14 protein-coding genes and 1 pseudogene are annotated in these 15,754 nt (G+C 43.7%); 9 read left to right on the top strand and 6 right to left on the bottom strand.

Annotated elements, in window-relative coordinates:
• The 5 genes and pseudogenes from R7P64_RS13900 to galU all read left to right on the top strand — a co-directional run bounded on the left by R7P64_RS13900 (position 1) and on the right by galU (position 6,421).
• Positions 1 to 1,257 carry a glycosyltransferase family 4 protein gene (locus R7P64_RS13900; RefSeq protein ID WP_222712350.1) on the top strand — a complete coding sequence of 419 codons (1,257 nt, stop codon included), beginning with the start codon at positions 1 to 3 and terminating at the stop codon, positions 1,255 to 1,257.
• A gap of 411 nt (positions 1,258 to 1,668) precedes the next feature.
• Positions 1,669 to 1,853, top strand: a pseudogene (locus tag R7P64_RS13895) (transposase); the annotation flags it as partial.
• 258 nt (positions 1,854 to 2,111) lie between these two features.
• A complete protein-coding gene (locus tag R7P64_RS13890; protein WP_222712349.1) occupies positions 2,112 to 4,211 on the top strand; it encodes a YjbH domain-containing protein in 2,100 nt (699 codons plus the stop codon).
• Positions 4,212 to 4,308: 97 nt separating this feature from the next.
• Entirely contained in the window at positions 4,309 to 5,475 is a 1,167-nt protein-coding gene (locus tag R7P64_RS13885; RefSeq protein WP_222712348.1) for a nucleotide sugar dehydrogenase, read from the top strand.
• Positions 5,476 to 5,542: 67 nt separating this feature from the next.
• Positions 5,543 to 6,421, top strand: a complete 879-nt coding sequence (gene galU, locus R7P64_RS13880; protein WP_021487153.1) for a UTP--glucose-1-phosphate uridylyltransferase GalU — start codon at positions 5,543 to 5,545, stop codon at positions 6,419 to 6,421.
• Between the two features lie 97 nt (positions 6,422 to 6,518).
• Here the strand turns inward: galU and tpiA are convergent, their stop codons facing one another.
• On the bottom strand, positions 6,519 to 7,289 hold the full coding sequence (gene tpiA, locus R7P64_RS13875) for a triose-phosphate isomerase (RefSeq protein ID WP_222712347.1): 771 nt from the start codon (positions 7,287 to 7,289) through the stop codon (positions 6,519 to 6,521).
• A 269-nt stretch (positions 7,290 to 7,558) separates the two neighbouring features.
• Between tpiA and R7P64_RS13870 the strand changes: the two genes are divergently transcribed.
• The 3 genes from R7P64_RS13870 (at position 7,559) to R7P64_RS13860 (ending at position 9,511) form a co-directional block, all read left to right on the top strand.
• Positions 7,559 to 7,906 (top strand): 5-carboxymethyl-2-hydroxymuconate Delta-isomerase, encoded by a 348-nt coding sequence (locus tag R7P64_RS13870; RefSeq protein ID WP_017820736.1) that lies wholly within the window; start codon positions 7,559 to 7,561, stop codon positions 7,904 to 7,906.
• 162 nt (positions 7,907 to 8,068) lie between these two features.
• Positions 8,069 to 8,491, top strand: coding sequence for a DUF805 domain-containing protein (locus R7P64_RS13865; protein ID WP_222712346.1), 423 nt, complete (start codon positions 8,069 to 8,071; stop codon positions 8,489 to 8,491).
• A 726-nt stretch (positions 8,492 to 9,217) separates the two neighbouring features.
• Positions 9,218 to 9,511: a GIY-YIG nuclease family protein gene (locus tag R7P64_RS13860; protein WP_054574236.1), complete on the top strand. Its 294-nt coding sequence runs from the start codon at positions 9,218 to 9,220 to the stop codon at positions 9,509 to 9,511.
• Here the strand turns inward: R7P64_RS13860 and R7P64_RS13855 are convergent.
• From R7P64_RS13855 to glpX, 3 genes are all read right to left on the bottom strand, one after another.
• On the bottom strand, positions 9,505 to 9,855 hold the full coding sequence (locus R7P64_RS13855) for a DUF3135 domain-containing protein (RefSeq protein ID WP_154204880.1): 351 nt from the start codon (positions 9,853 to 9,855) through the stop codon (positions 9,505 to 9,507). The genes R7P64_RS13860 and R7P64_RS13855 overlap by 7 nt on opposite strands.
• A gap of 160 nt (positions 9,856 to 10,015) precedes the next feature.
• A complete protein-coding gene (locus R7P64_RS13850; protein ID WP_005379532.1) occupies positions 10,016 to 10,636 on the bottom strand; it encodes a helix-turn-helix transcriptional regulator in 621 nt (206 codons plus the stop codon).
• An 882-nt stretch (positions 10,637 to 11,518) separates the two neighbouring features.
• Positions 11,519 to 12,526: a class II fructose-bisphosphatase gene (gene glpX, locus R7P64_RS13845; RefSeq protein ID WP_005383180.1), complete on the bottom strand. Its 1,008-nt coding sequence runs from the start codon at positions 12,524 to 12,526 to the stop codon at positions 11,519 to 11,521.
• Between the two features lie 348 nt (positions 12,527 to 12,874).
• On the opposite strand from glpX, the gene zapB reads away from it, so the two are divergent.
• The gene (zapB, locus tag R7P64_RS13840) at positions 12,875 to 13,117 is read left to right on the top strand and encodes a cell division protein ZapB (protein WP_005379536.1); all 243 of its coding nucleotides are present in this window, start codon (positions 12,875 to 12,877) and stop codon (positions 13,115 to 13,117) included.
• Positions 13,118 to 13,252: 135 nt separating this feature from the next.
• Here the strand turns inward: zapB and rraA are convergent, their stop codons facing one another.
• Entirely contained in the window at positions 13,253 to 13,759 is a 507-nt protein-coding gene (gene rraA / locus R7P64_RS13835) for a ribonuclease E activity regulator RraA (RefSeq protein WP_005379537.1), read from the bottom strand.
• Between the two features lie 76 nt (positions 13,760 to 13,835).
• Positions 13,836 to 14,753 carry a 1,4-dihydroxy-2-naphthoate polyprenyltransferase gene (locus tag R7P64_RS13830; protein WP_318123632.1) on the bottom strand — a complete coding sequence of 306 codons (918 nt, stop codon included), beginning with the start codon at positions 14,751 to 14,753 and terminating at the stop codon, positions 13,836 to 13,838.
• Positions 14,754 to 15,754: the final 1,001 nt, after the last annotated feature.

The following is a 15,754-nucleotide window of genomic DNA, read 5'->3' as shown; positions in this document are numbered from 1 at the left end:
ATGCATATTCTTTTTCTCACTGATAACTTTCCTCCTGAAGGCAACGCGCCTGCAACTAGAACTTATGAGCACGCAGTTCGTTGGGTGAAAGCAGGTCATAAAGTCACTGTGATAACATGTACTCCGAACTTTCCTGAAGGAAAAGTGTTCGAGGGGTATAAAAACCGTTGGTATGACACCCATCAACTTGATGGTATTGATGTTGTTAGGGTTAAAACCTACATCACTGCCAATGAAGGGTTTGTAAAGCGTATTCTCGATTATATGTCATTTATGGTATCGGGCTTTCTGGCCGGATTATTTCAAAAGAAACCTGATGTAATAGTTGCAACATCCCCACAGTTTTTCTGTGCGTGTGCAGGGTGGGCTCTATCTGCAGTAAGAAGAAAACCATTCATCTTTGAGTTAAGAGATATTTGGCCAGCTTCTATTACTGCAGTAGGCGCAATGAAAGAAAGCTTTGCCATCCGCACGCTCGAAAAAATAGAAATGTTTTTATATCGACGAGCCGATTCGATAATTGCAGTGACGCATGCATTTAAGAAGGAGCTTGTTGATAGAGGAATAGATTCTAATAAAATTGATGTCGTTAGAAATGGTGTTGATTTAACAAAATATGAGCCAGTAGAAGGTAAAGATACGGAACTTGCAAACCAATATGGTTTGACCGGAAAATTTGTAGCGGGTTATGTTGGTACGCATGGTATGGCTCATGGCCTTGAGCACATCGTTCAAGTTGCAGAAAAACTCAAACATAATGACAATATTCGATTTGTGTTTGCAGGTGGAGGTGCTGCAAGGCAAAAAGTGGTTGATTTAGTCAAGGAGAAGAATCTTACCAACGTGGTTCTTATTGATAGACAGCCAAAAGAAATGATGCCAAAAATTTGGTCTTTGTGTGATGTTTCGTTAGTTCCTTTAGTGAATAGCGAATTGTTTAGAACCGTTATCCCGTCAAAAATTTTTGAATGCATGGGAATGGGGATTCCAACGGTCATGAGTGTGCCTGAAGGTGAAGCAACGCAAATTATTGAAGAAACCAAGTCAGGTATTGTTGTAGAAAGTGAGAATGTAGAGCAGATAACTCAAGCGATCGAACGTTTGCAAACTGATGCTAAGTTGTACTCGGATATTCGGTCTTCAAGTATAGTCGCTGCACCCAGTTTCAGCCGTGATTTAATGGCAGTTAAAATGAGCCAAATTTTCGAATCTCACGCTCCACAAAGTGTGAAGAACGAAATTATTAACGATCAGTAGTGTTTAAATTCCAATCGTCAAAACTCTTGGTGGTGATAGTTGGGGCTCCTTTTTTTGATTAACAGAGCGTTAGTATATCATCTGTCTCAGCGGTGAGACAGGAGTGAGGCGCTTTTTGTTGCTTTGTTGAGGCCTAAGGATGTTCTTTCCTCAGTAACGAACGTCCTGCCATTTAACCTTTATTTCGCAACGTAATTTATGATTTAAAATTTAATAAGGCATTGATTTTTAGTGTTTTTTATTGATGTAAGCCTTGATGCCAATCACCAATTTTGATCTATTGTAAGATAAGTAGTTCATTCTCTCCCATATCCAAGCACCATACTTATCTTTATCACTTCGTCTGAACAATTCCTGTAGTGACAGTAAACTCTCTTACTTCTTTTGACTGTAAATGAATCAATGTTCCATACTACAGCGCTCATGGTAAAACGCGTTTTCTCTATGCCATTGAGAGCGATGCAAGGTTTTCTAGGCCCAGTATTTAAGCTGGCTAATATCCCGCTTGTTTGTCCCCCCCCCCCCCCCGCAACTCCTGTATAAGCCGTCGAGTTAACGAAGTTGAGGTTTCATTTAAAACCAAAACCAGGGGAGCTGACATCAAAGCCGCTCTCAGCATAAAATAATGTAGCAATATGTGTATTGGAAGAGCTAGGGTTAGTAGGTAAATATGTCTCTTTCGAGGCTATTTGTGTGGAAGTTTTTATATCAAGCTTGGTTGTTAGCTTTGGGTAGACGGCGCATTAATTAAAATGAAACTTGATGCAAATGTAAAGTTAATGAAAAATAAGTAGTTTAATAGAGGTGCTTAGGCTCCTTATTACGTATTTGAAACTTCAGTAGTGGCATGATCAATGATAAAAATGATAACTGTGGGGGCTGTGGCGTGTTCATTGCCTTTTTATGTAGGGGCAGCAAAGGGAACTGAACAGTTAGAGCGCTTACCCTCTAATCAGAGCTTTACTGGGTTAACGTTGACACCTAATGCTCAGTCGTTAAATTTCGGTGATTTTTCTTTCACCTATGCACAAGGTCTACCATGGCGAGAGCGGATTAACGAGCTAGATTCACTTAAGTTCTCGCTTGGGATGCTGGAAGGCTTGGAAGCACATGCACGTATAGTGACTGAAACTTATAATTGTAGAGCTTTTTTGGAAGCGGGATGTGGGATCCGAGACCTATCTATGTCATTTAAATATCAGTTACCCAATTGGTTGAATGTCGATAGTTTTAACCTTGCCGTTGGTGTTCAGGATCTAGGAGGAGCGGCCAACCATTTCCAGACGAATTATGTGGTTGGTGATTATACAACCCATTTTGCTCCATTACGTTTTTCTGCTGGTTATAGTATTTCAGATATCGATCTAGGAGTCATGGATGGGGTATTTGGAGGTGTGGAATATCAGCCATTTCGTTTTATGCAACTCACAGCAGAGTACGATGCTGTAGAGTTTAACTCTTCAGTGAAATTTTTCACACCAAAAGGAGTGTTGCCACACGACATAGCTGCTTCACTCAGCTATCAGCTTTATTCAGGACATGATTCTGACGAGGCGACGGTGTGGAATGCTGCTATTTCAATACCCTTAATATCTGACTATACACGCTCAGTAAACTTTTCTCAAAACGATATATCTGTGAGAGATAAGCTTTTTGTAGAACAGAAGAAGTTTCAAGATGCTTCGATCTCAACTTTGGTGAGTGCGTTAAAAAATGAAGGCTTCGTTAATGTTCAAGTTGGCGTATCAAATGACAAAGTTGTGGTGGCTTTAGAGAACCGTCGATACAACCATAATCAAGCAGATGGATTAGGTGTGGCTCTGGGGATTGTATCTAGTTATTTCGGTCAAAATGCGGTGCAAGATATTGGCGCTGCATCGGATCAATTTGAACTTGTGATGCTTGCCAACCAAAAACCCGTGGTCAGCGTTTTGTCTAACTCTAACTGTTATCAAAGTTTTGTAAATGGCAGCGCATCTTGTGATGACATTCAGTTTATCACGCGCGATTTGCCGGAAAGATTAGACATGGTTGATTGGAAAACGGAGCGAGTTAATTCAGGCACTTTAGATTCGCAGATCGTATTTTCCCCTATGGTAAGGCATGGCGTAGCAACCGAGTACGGTGTGTATGATTACTCTTTTGCTATGTCTAGCAACTTATACACCTACCTATGGTCTGGCGCGGCAATTGATGTTCGTCATATTTTACCTTTAGCAGAAAGTGATGATTTTGAAGAGGGCGGGCATTTCGAAGACAGCGTATACGAGAACGAGATTGAGCGTGCAATGGTGCATCAGTTCTTCCGTTTGCCATATGTCGATATAGCCAACCAAGTATCTCTAGGCTTGGTTAAATCGGATTATATCGGTGCGCGTAGTGAATCATCTTGGTTCTCTCAATCGGGCAACCATTGGTTGGGATTAGAGATGAGCTATTTCCAACATCAAGACGAAAAAGACAAAAATGGTTATGCGAACCCAGATCGCCAAACCTTTTTAACTCGTTACACATTCTCTATGCCAGAGTGGGATTGGCAGTTTAACGCAACTGCTGGCGAGTTTTGGAAAGGGGATGTTGGCGCAAAATTCACGACATCACATTGGTTTGAGGACATAGAAGTATCTGCAAGTTATCAGGTGACAAAGTTTAACGATACAGACGAAGAGCAGTTTGTCACTGTGTCGGTAAAGCTGCCATTAACGCCATGGCGTGATATGTCTCCGGGAGTGATACAAGTTCGTGGTAACGAGGCTTATGATTTCAACGTTACGACGCGAGTTGGCAATGATTATAATTACTTAGCAGCAGGCCAAGGGGATGAACTTGTGATGGATAATAGCATGCTTCGTCGCTACTTTAACCGAGGCCGTTATGGTCAAGAGTACTTTGAACATAACAGGCAGCGCATTCGCAATGCTTATTTGCGTTACTTGGGTACTCAATTGAATTAAGTTGTGTTGCTAGTTAGGCTTTGAGTTAATCACTGTACTCTACCGAGAGTGTAGGTGTTTTGATATGCTAGCGTCAGTTAAATAATAGGAAATAAAAATGAAAATTGCTGTAGCAGGCACGGGCTACGTCGGTTTGTCCAATGCCATGTTATTGTCACAAAGCCATGAGGTTGTGGCGGTTGATATTATCCAAGAAAAAGTGGACTTGTTGAACGATAAGAAGTCTCCAATTGTTGATTCGGAAATCGAACATTTTCTTGCAAACAAAGAACTCAACTTTGTCGCGACGCTAGATAAAGAGCTGGCTTACAAAGACGCAGAGTTCGTTGTCATTGCCACACCAACGGATTACGACCCTCAAACGAACTACTTTAACACCTCTTCAGTTGAAGCAGTGATTAAAGATGTGATGGCGATTAACCCAGGTGCGGTTATGGTGATTAAGTCGACTGTACCTGTGGGTTATACTGTACGTATTAAAGAGGAGCTCGGTTGTCAGAATGTCATGTTCTCTCCAGAGTTTCTTCGTGAAGGTAAAGCACTTTACGATAACCTCTACCCGTCTCGCATCATCGTTGGTGAGCGTAGCGAACGTGCAGAGAAGTTCGCTAACCTTTTAGTTGAAGGTGCAGTAAAAGAAGACATCTCGGTTTTGTTTACTGACTCTACAGAGGCAGAAGCGGTTAAGTTGTTCTCAAACACATACCTCGCGATGCGCGTGGCTTATTTCAATGAGTTAGATTCGTATGCTGAAGCACACAACCTTGATGCGCGTCAAATTATTGAAGGTGTAGGTTTAGATCCTCGCATTGGCAATCACTACAACAACCCATCATTCGGTTACGGTGGATACTGCTTACCGAAAGATACAAAGCAATTGTTAGCAAACTACCAGGATGTTCCAAATAACATTATCGGCGCTATTGTTGATGCAAACCGCACGCGTAAAGATTTTGTCGCAGAGTCTATTCTCAAGCGAGAACCAAAAATTGTGGGCATTTACCGCTTAATTATGAAAGCTGGCTCAGATAACTTCCGAGCTTCGTCTATTCAAGGCATTATGAAGCGTATTAAGGCAAAAGGCATCGAAGTCGTGGTGTATGAGCCAGTACTTCAGGATGATGAGTTCTTCCACTCTGCCGTTATCCGCGATATTGAAGAGTTCAAACAGATGTCTGATGTTATTGTTTCTAACCGCATGGTGGAAGAACTAGCTGATGTTGCTGATAAAGTTTACACCCGTGACCTGTTTGGTAGCGATTAATTAGTCTTTATATTCAAATAATATAATAGGCTCCCTTAAGGGAGCCTTTTTTTAGTTGGTAATGGTTATGATTAAAAAATGTTTATTCCCAGCGGCGGGTTACGGCACACGTTTCCTTCCTGCAACTAAGTCGATGCCGAAAGAAATGATGCCAGTGGTGAACAAGCCATTGATTGAATACGGTGTTGAAGAAGCGATTGAAGCCGGCATGGACGGTATGTGCATCGTCACGGGTCGTGGTAAGCACTCGTTAATGGATCACTTTGATAAAAACTATGAGTTAGAGCATCAAATTAGCGGTACAAGTAAAGAAGCGCTGCTTGATGATATTCGTTCTTTGATTGATTCTGCGAGTTACACTTATATTCGTCAGCGTGAAATGAAAGGCTTAGGTCACGCTATTCTTACGGGACGTGAACTGGTCGGTGATGAACCGTTTGCTGTTGTGCTCGCGGATGACCTTTGTGTGAATGAGGACCAAGGCGTTCTAGCTCAAATGGTTGAGTTGTACAAACAGTTCCGCTGTTCAATCGTTGCCGTACAAGAAGTTCCGGAATCAGAAACGCATAAGTACGGTGTGATTGCTGGCGAGATGATCAAAGATGATATCTTCCGCATTGATAACATGGTTGAAAAGCCAGAGCCAGGCACTGCACCTAGCAATCTAGCGATTATTGGTCGCTACATTCTGACACCTGATATCTTTGAACTGATTGAAAATACAGAGCCAGGTAAAGGTGGTGAGATTCAAATCACCGATGCGCTGATGCAACAAGCTCAATCTGGTTGTGTTTTGGCATACAAATTTAAAGGTCAGCGCTTTGATTGCGGTAGCGTAGAAGGCTACATTGAAGCCACAAATTACTGCTACGAGAACCTTTATAAGAAAGATTCCAGTGCGGAGCTCGCGAAAAAGCCAACCGTGAAAATTGCTGAGCCAGCGTAAGTCGGAACTTCCTATTAGGTATTCCGACGGTACAACACAAACAAAAAGGGATGCATGATGCATCCCTTTGTTATTTCTACTCTCAGTAAAAACGAGATTAAGCTTTTGCTTTAGCCGCTGCTTTAGCGATTGCTGCGAAGCTCTTAGCGTCTAGAGAAGCACCGCCAACTAGAGCGCCGTCGATGTCTGGTTGTGAGAAGTAAGCTTCAGCGTTTTCTGGCTTAACAGAACCGCCGTATTGGATGATTACTTGTGCTGCAACTGCTTCGTCTTTCGCTGCGATTAGTGCGCGGATAGAAGCGTGGATGCGTTGTGCATCTTCAGCTGTTGCTGCTTTACCAGTACCGATAGCCCAGATTGGTTCGTAAGCGATGATTGCGCCGTTTAGAGCTTCAACACCGTAAGTGTCGATAACTGCGTTGATTTGACGTGCACATACAGCTTCAGTTTCGCCAGCTTCATTTTGCGCTTCAGATTCACCGATACAGAAAACAGGTGTTAGGCCGTTTTCTTTTAGGAAGTTGAATTTCTTAGCGATGAACTCGTCAGATTCGTTGTGGTATTCACGACGCTCTGAGTGACCGATGATGATGTGAGTAGCACCGAAATCTTTCAGCATTTCTGGAGACATATCGCCAGTGAACGCACCGCTGTTGTTTAGGTCAGTGTTTTGAGCACCTAGGATGATCTTGTTACCGCCTTCAGCGATTACGCGCTCTGCTAGGTCGATGTAAAGTGCTGGTGGAGCGACTGCTACGTCAACACCTTCAACGTCTTCAAGTTCAGCGTTAAGACCAGTTAGCAGCTCAGTTACCATTGCTTTGCTGCCGTTTAGTTTCCAGTTACCCATCACTACAGGACGACGCATAGGAATATCTCCCTTATCTTTAATGTAAATAGTCAATTAATGTAAAAAATCTACGTAGGAATATAACAGAATAATGTGAACAGATCATGATTGGCGTCATGTCTTGTCCGGCTTTCTTTGCTGATTCGACCAAGCATCGATCCTGTTATTTTTGTCAAAAGCAACCGATTGGTGATCGCGTAGACAGAATGATAGTTCATTCCTCGGAAATTGCTGCTGAGATTGGTATTACTACGCGCTGGAATTAATTGTTGTAGAAAGGAATCAAAATGCCAAATCTCGTTTTAGAGTATTCAAACTCGGTGGAAGAACGCGTCAATGTTCAGGGGTTACTGGAGGATTTACATAAAACGGCGTTAGAAAGTGGCCTTTTTGAACTCGCATCAGTGAAATCTAGAACGCTCCGGTGCCATAATTGGTTAATAGGAGAGGAGGGAGATAGCCTCGATTTTATCCATATCAACTTTGATTTGTTATCTGGTCGCTCCCAAGAACAAAAGCGAGAACTGTCACGAGCCTTGATGGCGACACTTCAAGAGCAAGCCAGTCACGTGCACAGTTTAACGGTCAATATCCGAGATATGGATATAGATAGCTTCCAAAAGGTAGTGAACTAGGTTGTGCTGAATTGCCTGAGAATAGCGAGGGGTTATTGTTACAAATTCTTAGCCTGGCTCTGCTTGTTATAAGGGCGTTGTGGGCACCCAAGCTATCGGTGTCCTTTCCAAACTATATCGACTCGGCTAATCTATAACCTTTCTACTTTGGGGTAAAATTTGATGTCGACTAAAGAGTTACTGTTTTCTTTTCAAGGACGTATAAACCGTAAAACCTACTGGATTTGGAACGTCATTTACTATGTGTCCATTATAGGCTTTGGTGCCGGTATCAGCCAACTGCTTCCTACTCTCTCCTATGTGCTTCTTCCTATTTTCTTGGTGGTTCTGTTGATCCCTGATTTGGCGATCACCACCAAGCGTTGGCACGACCGCAACAAATCGATCTATTGGCTAGCACTGAATATTCCGTTGATTATCGGACGAATTGCCACGCCAATGACCAGCCCTGCCGCGCAAGAGCCGTCGACCCCACAGATGTTCGTTGCTTCCATTTCTCTGATTTGTGGTTTATGGATTCTAATTGAATGTGGTTTCTTAAAGGGAACATCAGGACCAAACCAATATGGCCCTGAGCCGGAGTAATTGCTTCAAGTATCGTGCGTGCTGAAAGTAGATTCTTAGTCGCGCTAAGGCTCGCTAGAATGACAAACTCTTTTGATTTAGAGGCTGTGAAAGCCACTGTCATTCTGAACAGCGAGGAATGAGCGTGGTCCAGAATCTATCGTCCGGTTGAGCAGTGGTTAAGCTGAGCGGGAAAGAATAGGAGCTTGCTGTTACCAGATTCTTAGTTTCGCTAAAGCTCGATTGAGTGACGAGCTCCTTTGATTTAGAGTCTGTGAAAGCCACCGTCATTCTGAACAGCGAGGAATGAGCGTGATCCAGAATCTATCGTCCGGTTGAGCAGTGGTGAAGCTGAGCGGGAAAGAATAGGAGCTTGCTGTGACGAGATTTTTAGTCTCGCTAAGGCTCGCTAGAATGACGGACTCTTTTGATTTAGAGGCTGTTAAAGCCACTGTCATTCTGAACAGCGAGGAATGAGCGTGGTCCAGAATCTATCGTCCGGTTGAGCAGTGGTTAAGCTGAGCGGGAAAGAATAGGAGCTTGCTGTTACCAGATTCTTAGTCTCGCTGAGGCTCGTTAGAATGACGAACTCTTTTGATTTAGAGGCTCTTAAAGTCATCGTCATTCTGAACAACGAGGAACGAGTGTGATTCAGAATCTACGCACAGAGTGCTCCGAGTTTGAAATAAACTGACTGAGCTCGCGAATTACAATGGAAAAGTAACAGCGAATAATGAAGGAGAATGAATCATCGATAAGGCACCTTGCGTTTATATCCTAACGTCAAATAACAACGCCGTTCTCTACATAGGCGTTACCAGTCAGCTGCCCCAAAGAATATGGCAACATAAAAATGGAGTAGTGGAAGGATTTACTAAGAAATACAACGTTCATAAGCTCGTTTACTTTGAGTTATTCGACGATATGGCTATGGCTATAAACCGAGAAAAGCAGCTCAAGCAGTGGAAGCGTGAGTGGAAGTTAGCCTTGGTAAGAGAAACGAACCCTAACTTTCTCGATCTATCTACTGAGTATCAGTAAAAATCATCCCTATCTTTAAACGCGTTTAAGCTAACCACATCCGCTTTTTGTGTCGGTGCGGCTTCCCCTTGTAGCGCTGCTTTGAACTTCACGACCTGTTTTTGCAACTCGTTCATCAATACCACATTGGTGTGATGAGGGTTTTTACACGTGCTGATGACTCTATCGATGTGGCTTTGTTGAGCCCACAATCTTTCTTTCATATTTTCTGATGCGCTCTCGATCATTTCTTTCGCCATCTCATGACGAAATTGCTCAAAAGCTTCTGGGTCTCGCTCTGCCATTCGAACCATTTCATCGAATGGCGGAAGCGTTTGGGATGGGATATGACGTAGAGTAGACATCGATGCTCTCCAAATCCTTATGGAAATTGCTTTTAGTTACTAAAAGCCTATACCACTAGAAAGAGGAGAGAGGATGAATTCTTCAGCCGTCTCACTTATAAGAGAAGCTTTCAAGCTTGAGATTGAATAAGTGCGGCATGTCGATGTTTTGTTGTGGTGGTTACTGCAGTTGTTGGATGCGGTAAACGCAGCGTCTTTGGCCACTAATGATGTGTTCGGTACGCTCTACTTTGGTGTCACGTCCAAGTAAAGACTGAAAGACACTTAATTCTGATTGGCACAAGCTTGGGCAGCGAGTTGCTGCTTTACAAATCGGACAGTGATTTTCGATTAAGATAAATCCGTTCTCATCTTTCTCGAGTTCAGCCATATAGCCTTCTTGCTCTCTTAATGTGACGAGTGTTTCTAGTTTGCTTTGCAGAGAGTCGCATTGCTCAAGATGCTGACGATAACTTTGTAACGTGAGTTTTTCCCTCTCTGATGTGACTTTTTCCAGTCCATCTTTGCCAAAGATATGTTCGACAGCTTCTATAAACTGAATGGTCAACTCACCGTGACGGTCAGCAAATTGCTCATGACCTTTTTGAGTGAGAGACCAATGACGAGCAGGGCGACCAACTTTTACTTTTACGTCATGGATAGAAAGAATGCCATCATCTTCTAAACTTTGCAGGTGCTGACGAGCCCCCATGGTTGTCATACCTAGCTCAGAAGAGAGTTGTTTTGCAGTGACGGAGCCATCACGCTTAACGATTTGCAATATCCTATCTACGGTCTTCATATACCCACCATTTATACGTCAGTACATATTATGCGCGATAGGGTTAGTAAAGAAAAGTGTTGACTTAATTTGAGTGTGGATTTGTAGGGGCTATGTTCATATGAGCCAATATATGTCGTCATTCTGAACAGCGAGGAACGAGGTGATTCAAAATCCATCTCCTGGTTGAGCAGCGGTTAAGGCGATCAGGAAAGAATAGGAGCTTGTTACTACTAGACTCTTAGTCTCGCTGGGGCTCTCTAGAATGACGAATTCTTTTGATTTAGGGCTAATTAAAGTCACCGTCATTCTGAACAACGAGGAACGAGGTGATTCAGAATCCATCTTCTGGTTGAGCAGCGGTTAAGGCGAGCAGGACAGAATAGGAGTTTGCTGTTACCAGATTCTTAGTCTCGCTGGAGCTGGCTAGAATGACGAGTTCTTTTGATTTAGAGCTTATTAAAGTCACCGTCATTCTGAACAACGAGGAACGAGGTGATTCAGAATCTATCTTTTGGTTGAGTAGTGGTTAAGGTGACCAGGCAAGAATAGGAGCTTGTTACTACTAGATTCTTAGTCTCGCTGGGGCTCGCTAGAATGACGAGTTTTTTCGATTTAGAGCTTGCTATGGTAGCCGTCATTCTGAACAGCGAGGAACGAGGTGATTCAGAATCTATCGTCCGGTTGAGTAGTGGTTGAGGTGTTCAGGAAAGAATAGGAGCTTGTTACTACTAGATTCTTAGTCTCGCTGGGGCTCGCTAGAATGACGAGTTCTTTCGATTTAGAGCTTATTAAAGTCACCGTCATTCTGAACAACGAGGAACGAGTGTGATTCAGAATCTATTGCCCGTTGTGCGGAAAGAAAGGCTCAAACTCAGACTGAGCGAGAGCCTCGAGAAATGCTTAAAGAATAATATCACGCACTTCTGGATCTTTACGATCTAAGTAGTGAGTCGATTTGATGCGGCGAATAGTTCGGCATCTACCGCGCACGAGCAGCGTTTCTGTGGTCGCTATATTGCCTTGACGAGAGATACCTTCCAGCAAGTCACCTTTAGTAATGCCTGTTGCTGAAAATACCACATTGTCGCTACGAGCCATGTCTTCCATTTTGAGGACAACATTCGCTTTTACGCCCATTTCATCGCAGCGTTTTAGTTCATCTGCGCCGTAAATGCGGTTTTCTTCAGTATCGCCTTTTACCTCATGACGAGGAAGCAGGCGACCGTGCATGTCACCGTCTAGCGCTCGAATTACCGCTGCTGATACAACCCCTTCTGGCGCACCGCCAATACAGTACATCATGTCCACTTCACTGTCTGGCATACAAGTTAGAATAGAGGCAGCGACGTCACCATCAGGCACCGCAAAAACACGTACGCCCATTGCTTGCATTTCTGCAATAACGTCATCGTGGCGAGGTTTCGCAAGGGTAATAACGACTAGGGTATCAAGTGGCTTGTTCAGGGCTTTTGCTACGTTCTCTAGGTTTTCTTTTAACGGCTTTTCTAAGTCAATTACGCCTTTTGCACCAGGGCCAACAACCAGTTTTTCCATGTACATATCTGGCGCTTTAAGAAAGCTGCCTTTCTCACCTGCGGCAAGTACGGCTAGTGCGTTCGATTGTCCCATTGCCGTCATACGCGTCCCTTCAATCGGGTCGACAGCGATATCCACTTCATCACCACCAATACCCACTTGCTCACCTATGTACAGCATTGGCGCATCATCGATTTCACCTTCACCAATGACAATTTCACCACTGATATCTGTTTTGTTCAGTAGCGTGCGCATAACTTCAACAGCTGCGCCATCGGCTGCGTTTTTATCGCCACGGCCAAGCCATTTGTAACCAGCCAGAGCTGCACCTTCAGTCACACGGGAAAATGCCATTGCTAAATCGCGTTTCATGATGTCTCCAAGTAAGCAAGAGGGAAGAAGAATTTGCGCGGCGATTCTATCACAAGGTCGAGTAAACGTTTGCCTTTTTGCGAGGCTTTTACTTTATCTAACTTGAATTTGATCAATACTTAGGGCGATTTTCAGCGTAGCGAGACGCAAAATCCTTGCTCAAAAATGCTTCGGCGACAAGAAAAGTCAGCGTTTAGTGAGATTGCGCTGATTTTTTGACCGAATGATGCAAAATATCGAATATAGTGAGTGTTTCTCATCGCGACGCTGAGTAGAATGAACCTTATATAGGTTAGGTGTGCATCAATCTCGCACATCGTCCCAACGGAATAACATAGGTAGGCCAAGATGTCTTTTGAAGTACTAGAACAACTAGAATCTAAAATTCAAACTGCAGTTGACACAATCACTCTTCTTCAGATGGAAGTCGAAGAGCTGAAAGAAGATAAAGCTAAACTTGCGGAAGAAGCTAACGAGCTTCGCTCTCAACGTGAAGAGCTAGAGCAAAAAGCACAACAAGCACAGCAAGAGCACGCACAATGGCAAGAGCGCATTCGTGCACTACTTGGCAAAATGGACGAAGTGGAATAATTCAGCTTCTTCATTCCAAATTAAAAACACCCGCGCTAAGCGGGTGTTTGTGTTTTAGGGAAGTAGAAAATGTTAAGACAAGGCTAGGCGCTGATAGCTAAGAGAAGACCCTATAACTTAGACACCTAAGACTCGCTATGCTTCTTCATCCAACTCTAAATCAATATTCAATGGTTCAGGCGACAGGATAATTCCGGTGCTATCGGCATAAATATAATCTTCAGGTAAGAAGCTGACGCCGCCAAAGTTGACTGGTACATCTAATTCGCCAATACCCTGGCTGGTCGCTCCAACAGGAATAGAGGCGAGGGCTTGAATGCCTAAGTTCATATCTTCAAGTTCATCTACTTCACGAACACAGCCGTAAACGACAATGCCTTCCCACTCGTTTTCTTCCGCAATGGTTGCGATTTCTGCATCGATAAGGGCTTTACGTAGGGAACCGCCACCGTCAATTAACAAAACGCGACCAAGTCCATCTTGCTCTAATGTCTCGCGGATCAACGAATTATCTTCAAAACACTTGATGGTGGTGATTTGCCCGGCAAATGAAGCGCGACCGCCAAAGTTACTGAACATTGGTTCAACCACATCTACCTGATCGAGGTAGATATCACAGAGTGCTGAGGTATTGTATTCCATAGCGTACCTTTCTAAACAGAAATTGGTTGTCTTTGAGTATATCTAGGCATTAAGTCAATGCAATGACAATCCTTTTTTAACTTACTAGAGTTTGAGCTACCACAATTGTTGCAAACAAAACGTTGGTGACTAGAGAGCATTTCACGATGACTGGCATCATTGGTGCTATTTGAGCAGGCTTTTGTGTATGCCAAACCGCTTTACCATGATCGGCCACGAAATAAATGCTAAGTAAGAATGGCAAGCTAATCCAAACGGGTTTGTCTTGAATTAACAAGTAAGCCGCAAAGGCAAGGATAGCTCCGCCAAGTAAAACAAAGTGGTACTGTTTGGCTTTACGTTGACCTAAGCGTACCGCCACCGTGCGTTTACCACACTCTCGGTCGTTCTCTATATCACGCATATTGTTGATATTGAGTACTGCAACGGCGAGTAAACCGCAGCCTAAAGCAGGTAAGAATAGCGTGGTGTCTACGTGACCAGTATGCAAGAAGTAGGTACCGGATACGCCGAGTAGACCAAAAAACAAGAACACTGATATATCGCCAAGCCCCACGTAACCGTATGGTTTGCTACCCATGGTATAAGCAATGGCGGCGAGAATGGCCAGAATTCCCAGCCCGATAAATGTGACAATGCTTTCCAGTGAACTTAGTGAATAGAAAACCAACACCAAGCCTGAAATGGCGGTCAGAACGATGTTAAAGATAATCGCGTGTTTCATCTGTTTAGCACTTACCGCGCCAGACTGCATCGCTCGTAATGGGCCGAGGCGTTTGTCGTTATCTGTACCTTGAACGGCATCGCCATAGTCGTTTGCCAGGTTGGACAGAATTTGCAGCAATGTCGCGGTTACGAAAGCCATGATGGCAATCGTCAGTGAGAAATGACCCGCCGAGTAGGCGAGCACGCTACCTGTTAAGATAGAGACCAATGCCAGAGGTAATGTTTTTGGACGAGCGGCTTCAAGCCAGATCTGTAGAGATTGTTTCATGGAAATTTCGTGCTAGTAACCAATGTGCCCAGTATAAGCACAAAGAGGCAGATACGCTATTGACCTAAAACAACTCAACTAGAAGTCAAAGAGTTATTCAGAATCTATCATCCGATTGTGAAGTGTTACGGTGAGAGAGAAAGAATAGGCGTTTGCTGTTAGCAGATTCTTAGTCTCGCTTAAGCTCGCTAGAATGACGAGATCTTTTTGATTTAGGTGTTGTCTCAGTAACCGTCATTCTGAACAGCGAGGAACGAGTGTGATTCAGAATCTATCGTCCGATTGTGCGGTGGTGAAGGCGAGTGGGGAAAGAAAGGCGTTTGCTGTTAGCAGATTCTTAGTCTCGCTTGAGCTCTTAGAATGACGAGATCTTTTTGATTTAGGTGTTGTCACAGTAACCGTCATTCTGAACAGCGAGGAACGAGTGTGATTCAGAATCGATCATCCGATTGTGCGGTGGTGAAGGCGAGTGGGGAAAGAAAGGCGTTTGCTGTTAGCAGATTCTTAGTCTCGCTTAAGCTCGCTAGAATGACGAGCTCTTTTGATTTAGATGTTGTCTAAGTCACCGTCATTCTGAACAGCGAGGAACGAGGTGATTCAGAATCTATCGTCCCAATAGTGCCGTGGTTAAGGTGAGTTGGAAAGAATAGGCGTCTGCTGTTAGCAGATTCTTAGTCTCGCTTGAGCTCTTAGAATGACGAGATCCTTGATTTGGGTGTTGTCTAAGTCACCGTCATTCTGAACAGCGAGGAACGAATGTGATTCAGAATCGATCATCCGATTGTGCGGTGATTAAGGTGAGCGAGGAAGAATAGGCGTCTGTTGTTACCAGATTCTTAGTCTCGCTTGAGCTCGCTAGAATGACCAGGCCTTTTGATTTAGATGTTGTCTAAGTCACCGTCATTCTGAACAACGAGGAACGAGGTGATTCAGAATCGATCATCCGATTGTGCGGTGATTAAGGTGAGCGAGGAAGAATAGGCGTCTGTTGTTACCAGATT

The organism is Vibrio sp. 2304 (assembly GCF_033339475.1).
In the GTDB taxonomy this organism is placed as follows: Bacteria; Pseudomonadota; Gammaproteobacteria; order Enterobacterales; family Vibrionaceae; genus Vibrio; species Vibrio alginolyticus.
The sequence above is the reverse complement of the archived record's forward strand: the minus strand, read 5'-3'. Positions and strand labels throughout refer to the sequence as shown.

Coding starts and splice junctions, on each gene's coding strand:
- R7P64_RS13900 (WP_222712350.1), top strand. CDS start 1: ATGCATATTCTTTTTCTCACTGATAACTTTCCTCCTGAAGGCAACGCG.
- R7P64_RS13890 (WP_222712349.1), top strand. CDS start 2,112: ATGATAAAAATGATAACTGTGGGGGCTGTGGCGTGTTCATTGCCTTTT.
- R7P64_RS13885 (WP_222712348.1), top strand. CDS start 4,309: ATGAAAATTGCTGTAGCAGGCACGGGCTACGTCGGTTTGTCCAATGCC.
- galU (WP_021487153.1), top strand. CDS start 5,543: ATGATTAAAAAATGTTTATTCCCAGCGGCGGGTTACGGCACACGTTTC.
- tpiA (WP_222712347.1), bottom strand. CDS start 7,289: ATGCGTCGTCCTGTAGTGATGGGTAACTGGAAACTAAACGGCAGCAAA.
- R7P64_RS13870 (WP_017820736.1), top strand. CDS start 7,559: ATGCCAAATCTCGTTTTAGAGTATTCAAACTCGGTGGAAGAACGCGTC.
- R7P64_RS13865 (WP_222712346.1), top strand. CDS start 8,069: ATGTCGACTAAAGAGTTACTGTTTTCTTTTCAAGGACGTATAAACCGT.
- R7P64_RS13855 (WP_154204880.1), bottom strand. CDS start 9,855: ATGTCTACTCTACGTCATATCCCATCCCAAACGCTTCCGCCATTCGAT.
- R7P64_RS13850 (WP_005379532.1), bottom strand. CDS start 10,636: ATGAAGACCGTAGATAGGATATTGCAAATCGTTAAGCGTGATGGCTCC.
- glpX (WP_005383180.1), bottom strand. CDS start 12,526: ATGAAACGCGATTTAGCAATGGCATTTTCCCGTGTGACTGAAGGTGCA.
- zapB (WP_005379536.1), top strand. CDS start 12,875: ATGTCTTTTGAAGTACTAGAACAACTAGAATCTAAAATTCAAACTGCA.
- rraA (WP_005379537.1), bottom strand. CDS start 13,759: ATGGAATACAATACCTCAGCACTCTGTGATATCTACCTCGATCAGGTA.
- R7P64_RS13830 (WP_318123632.1), bottom strand. CDS start 14,753: ATGAAACAATCTCTACAGATCTGGCTTGAAGCCGCTCGTCCAAAAACA.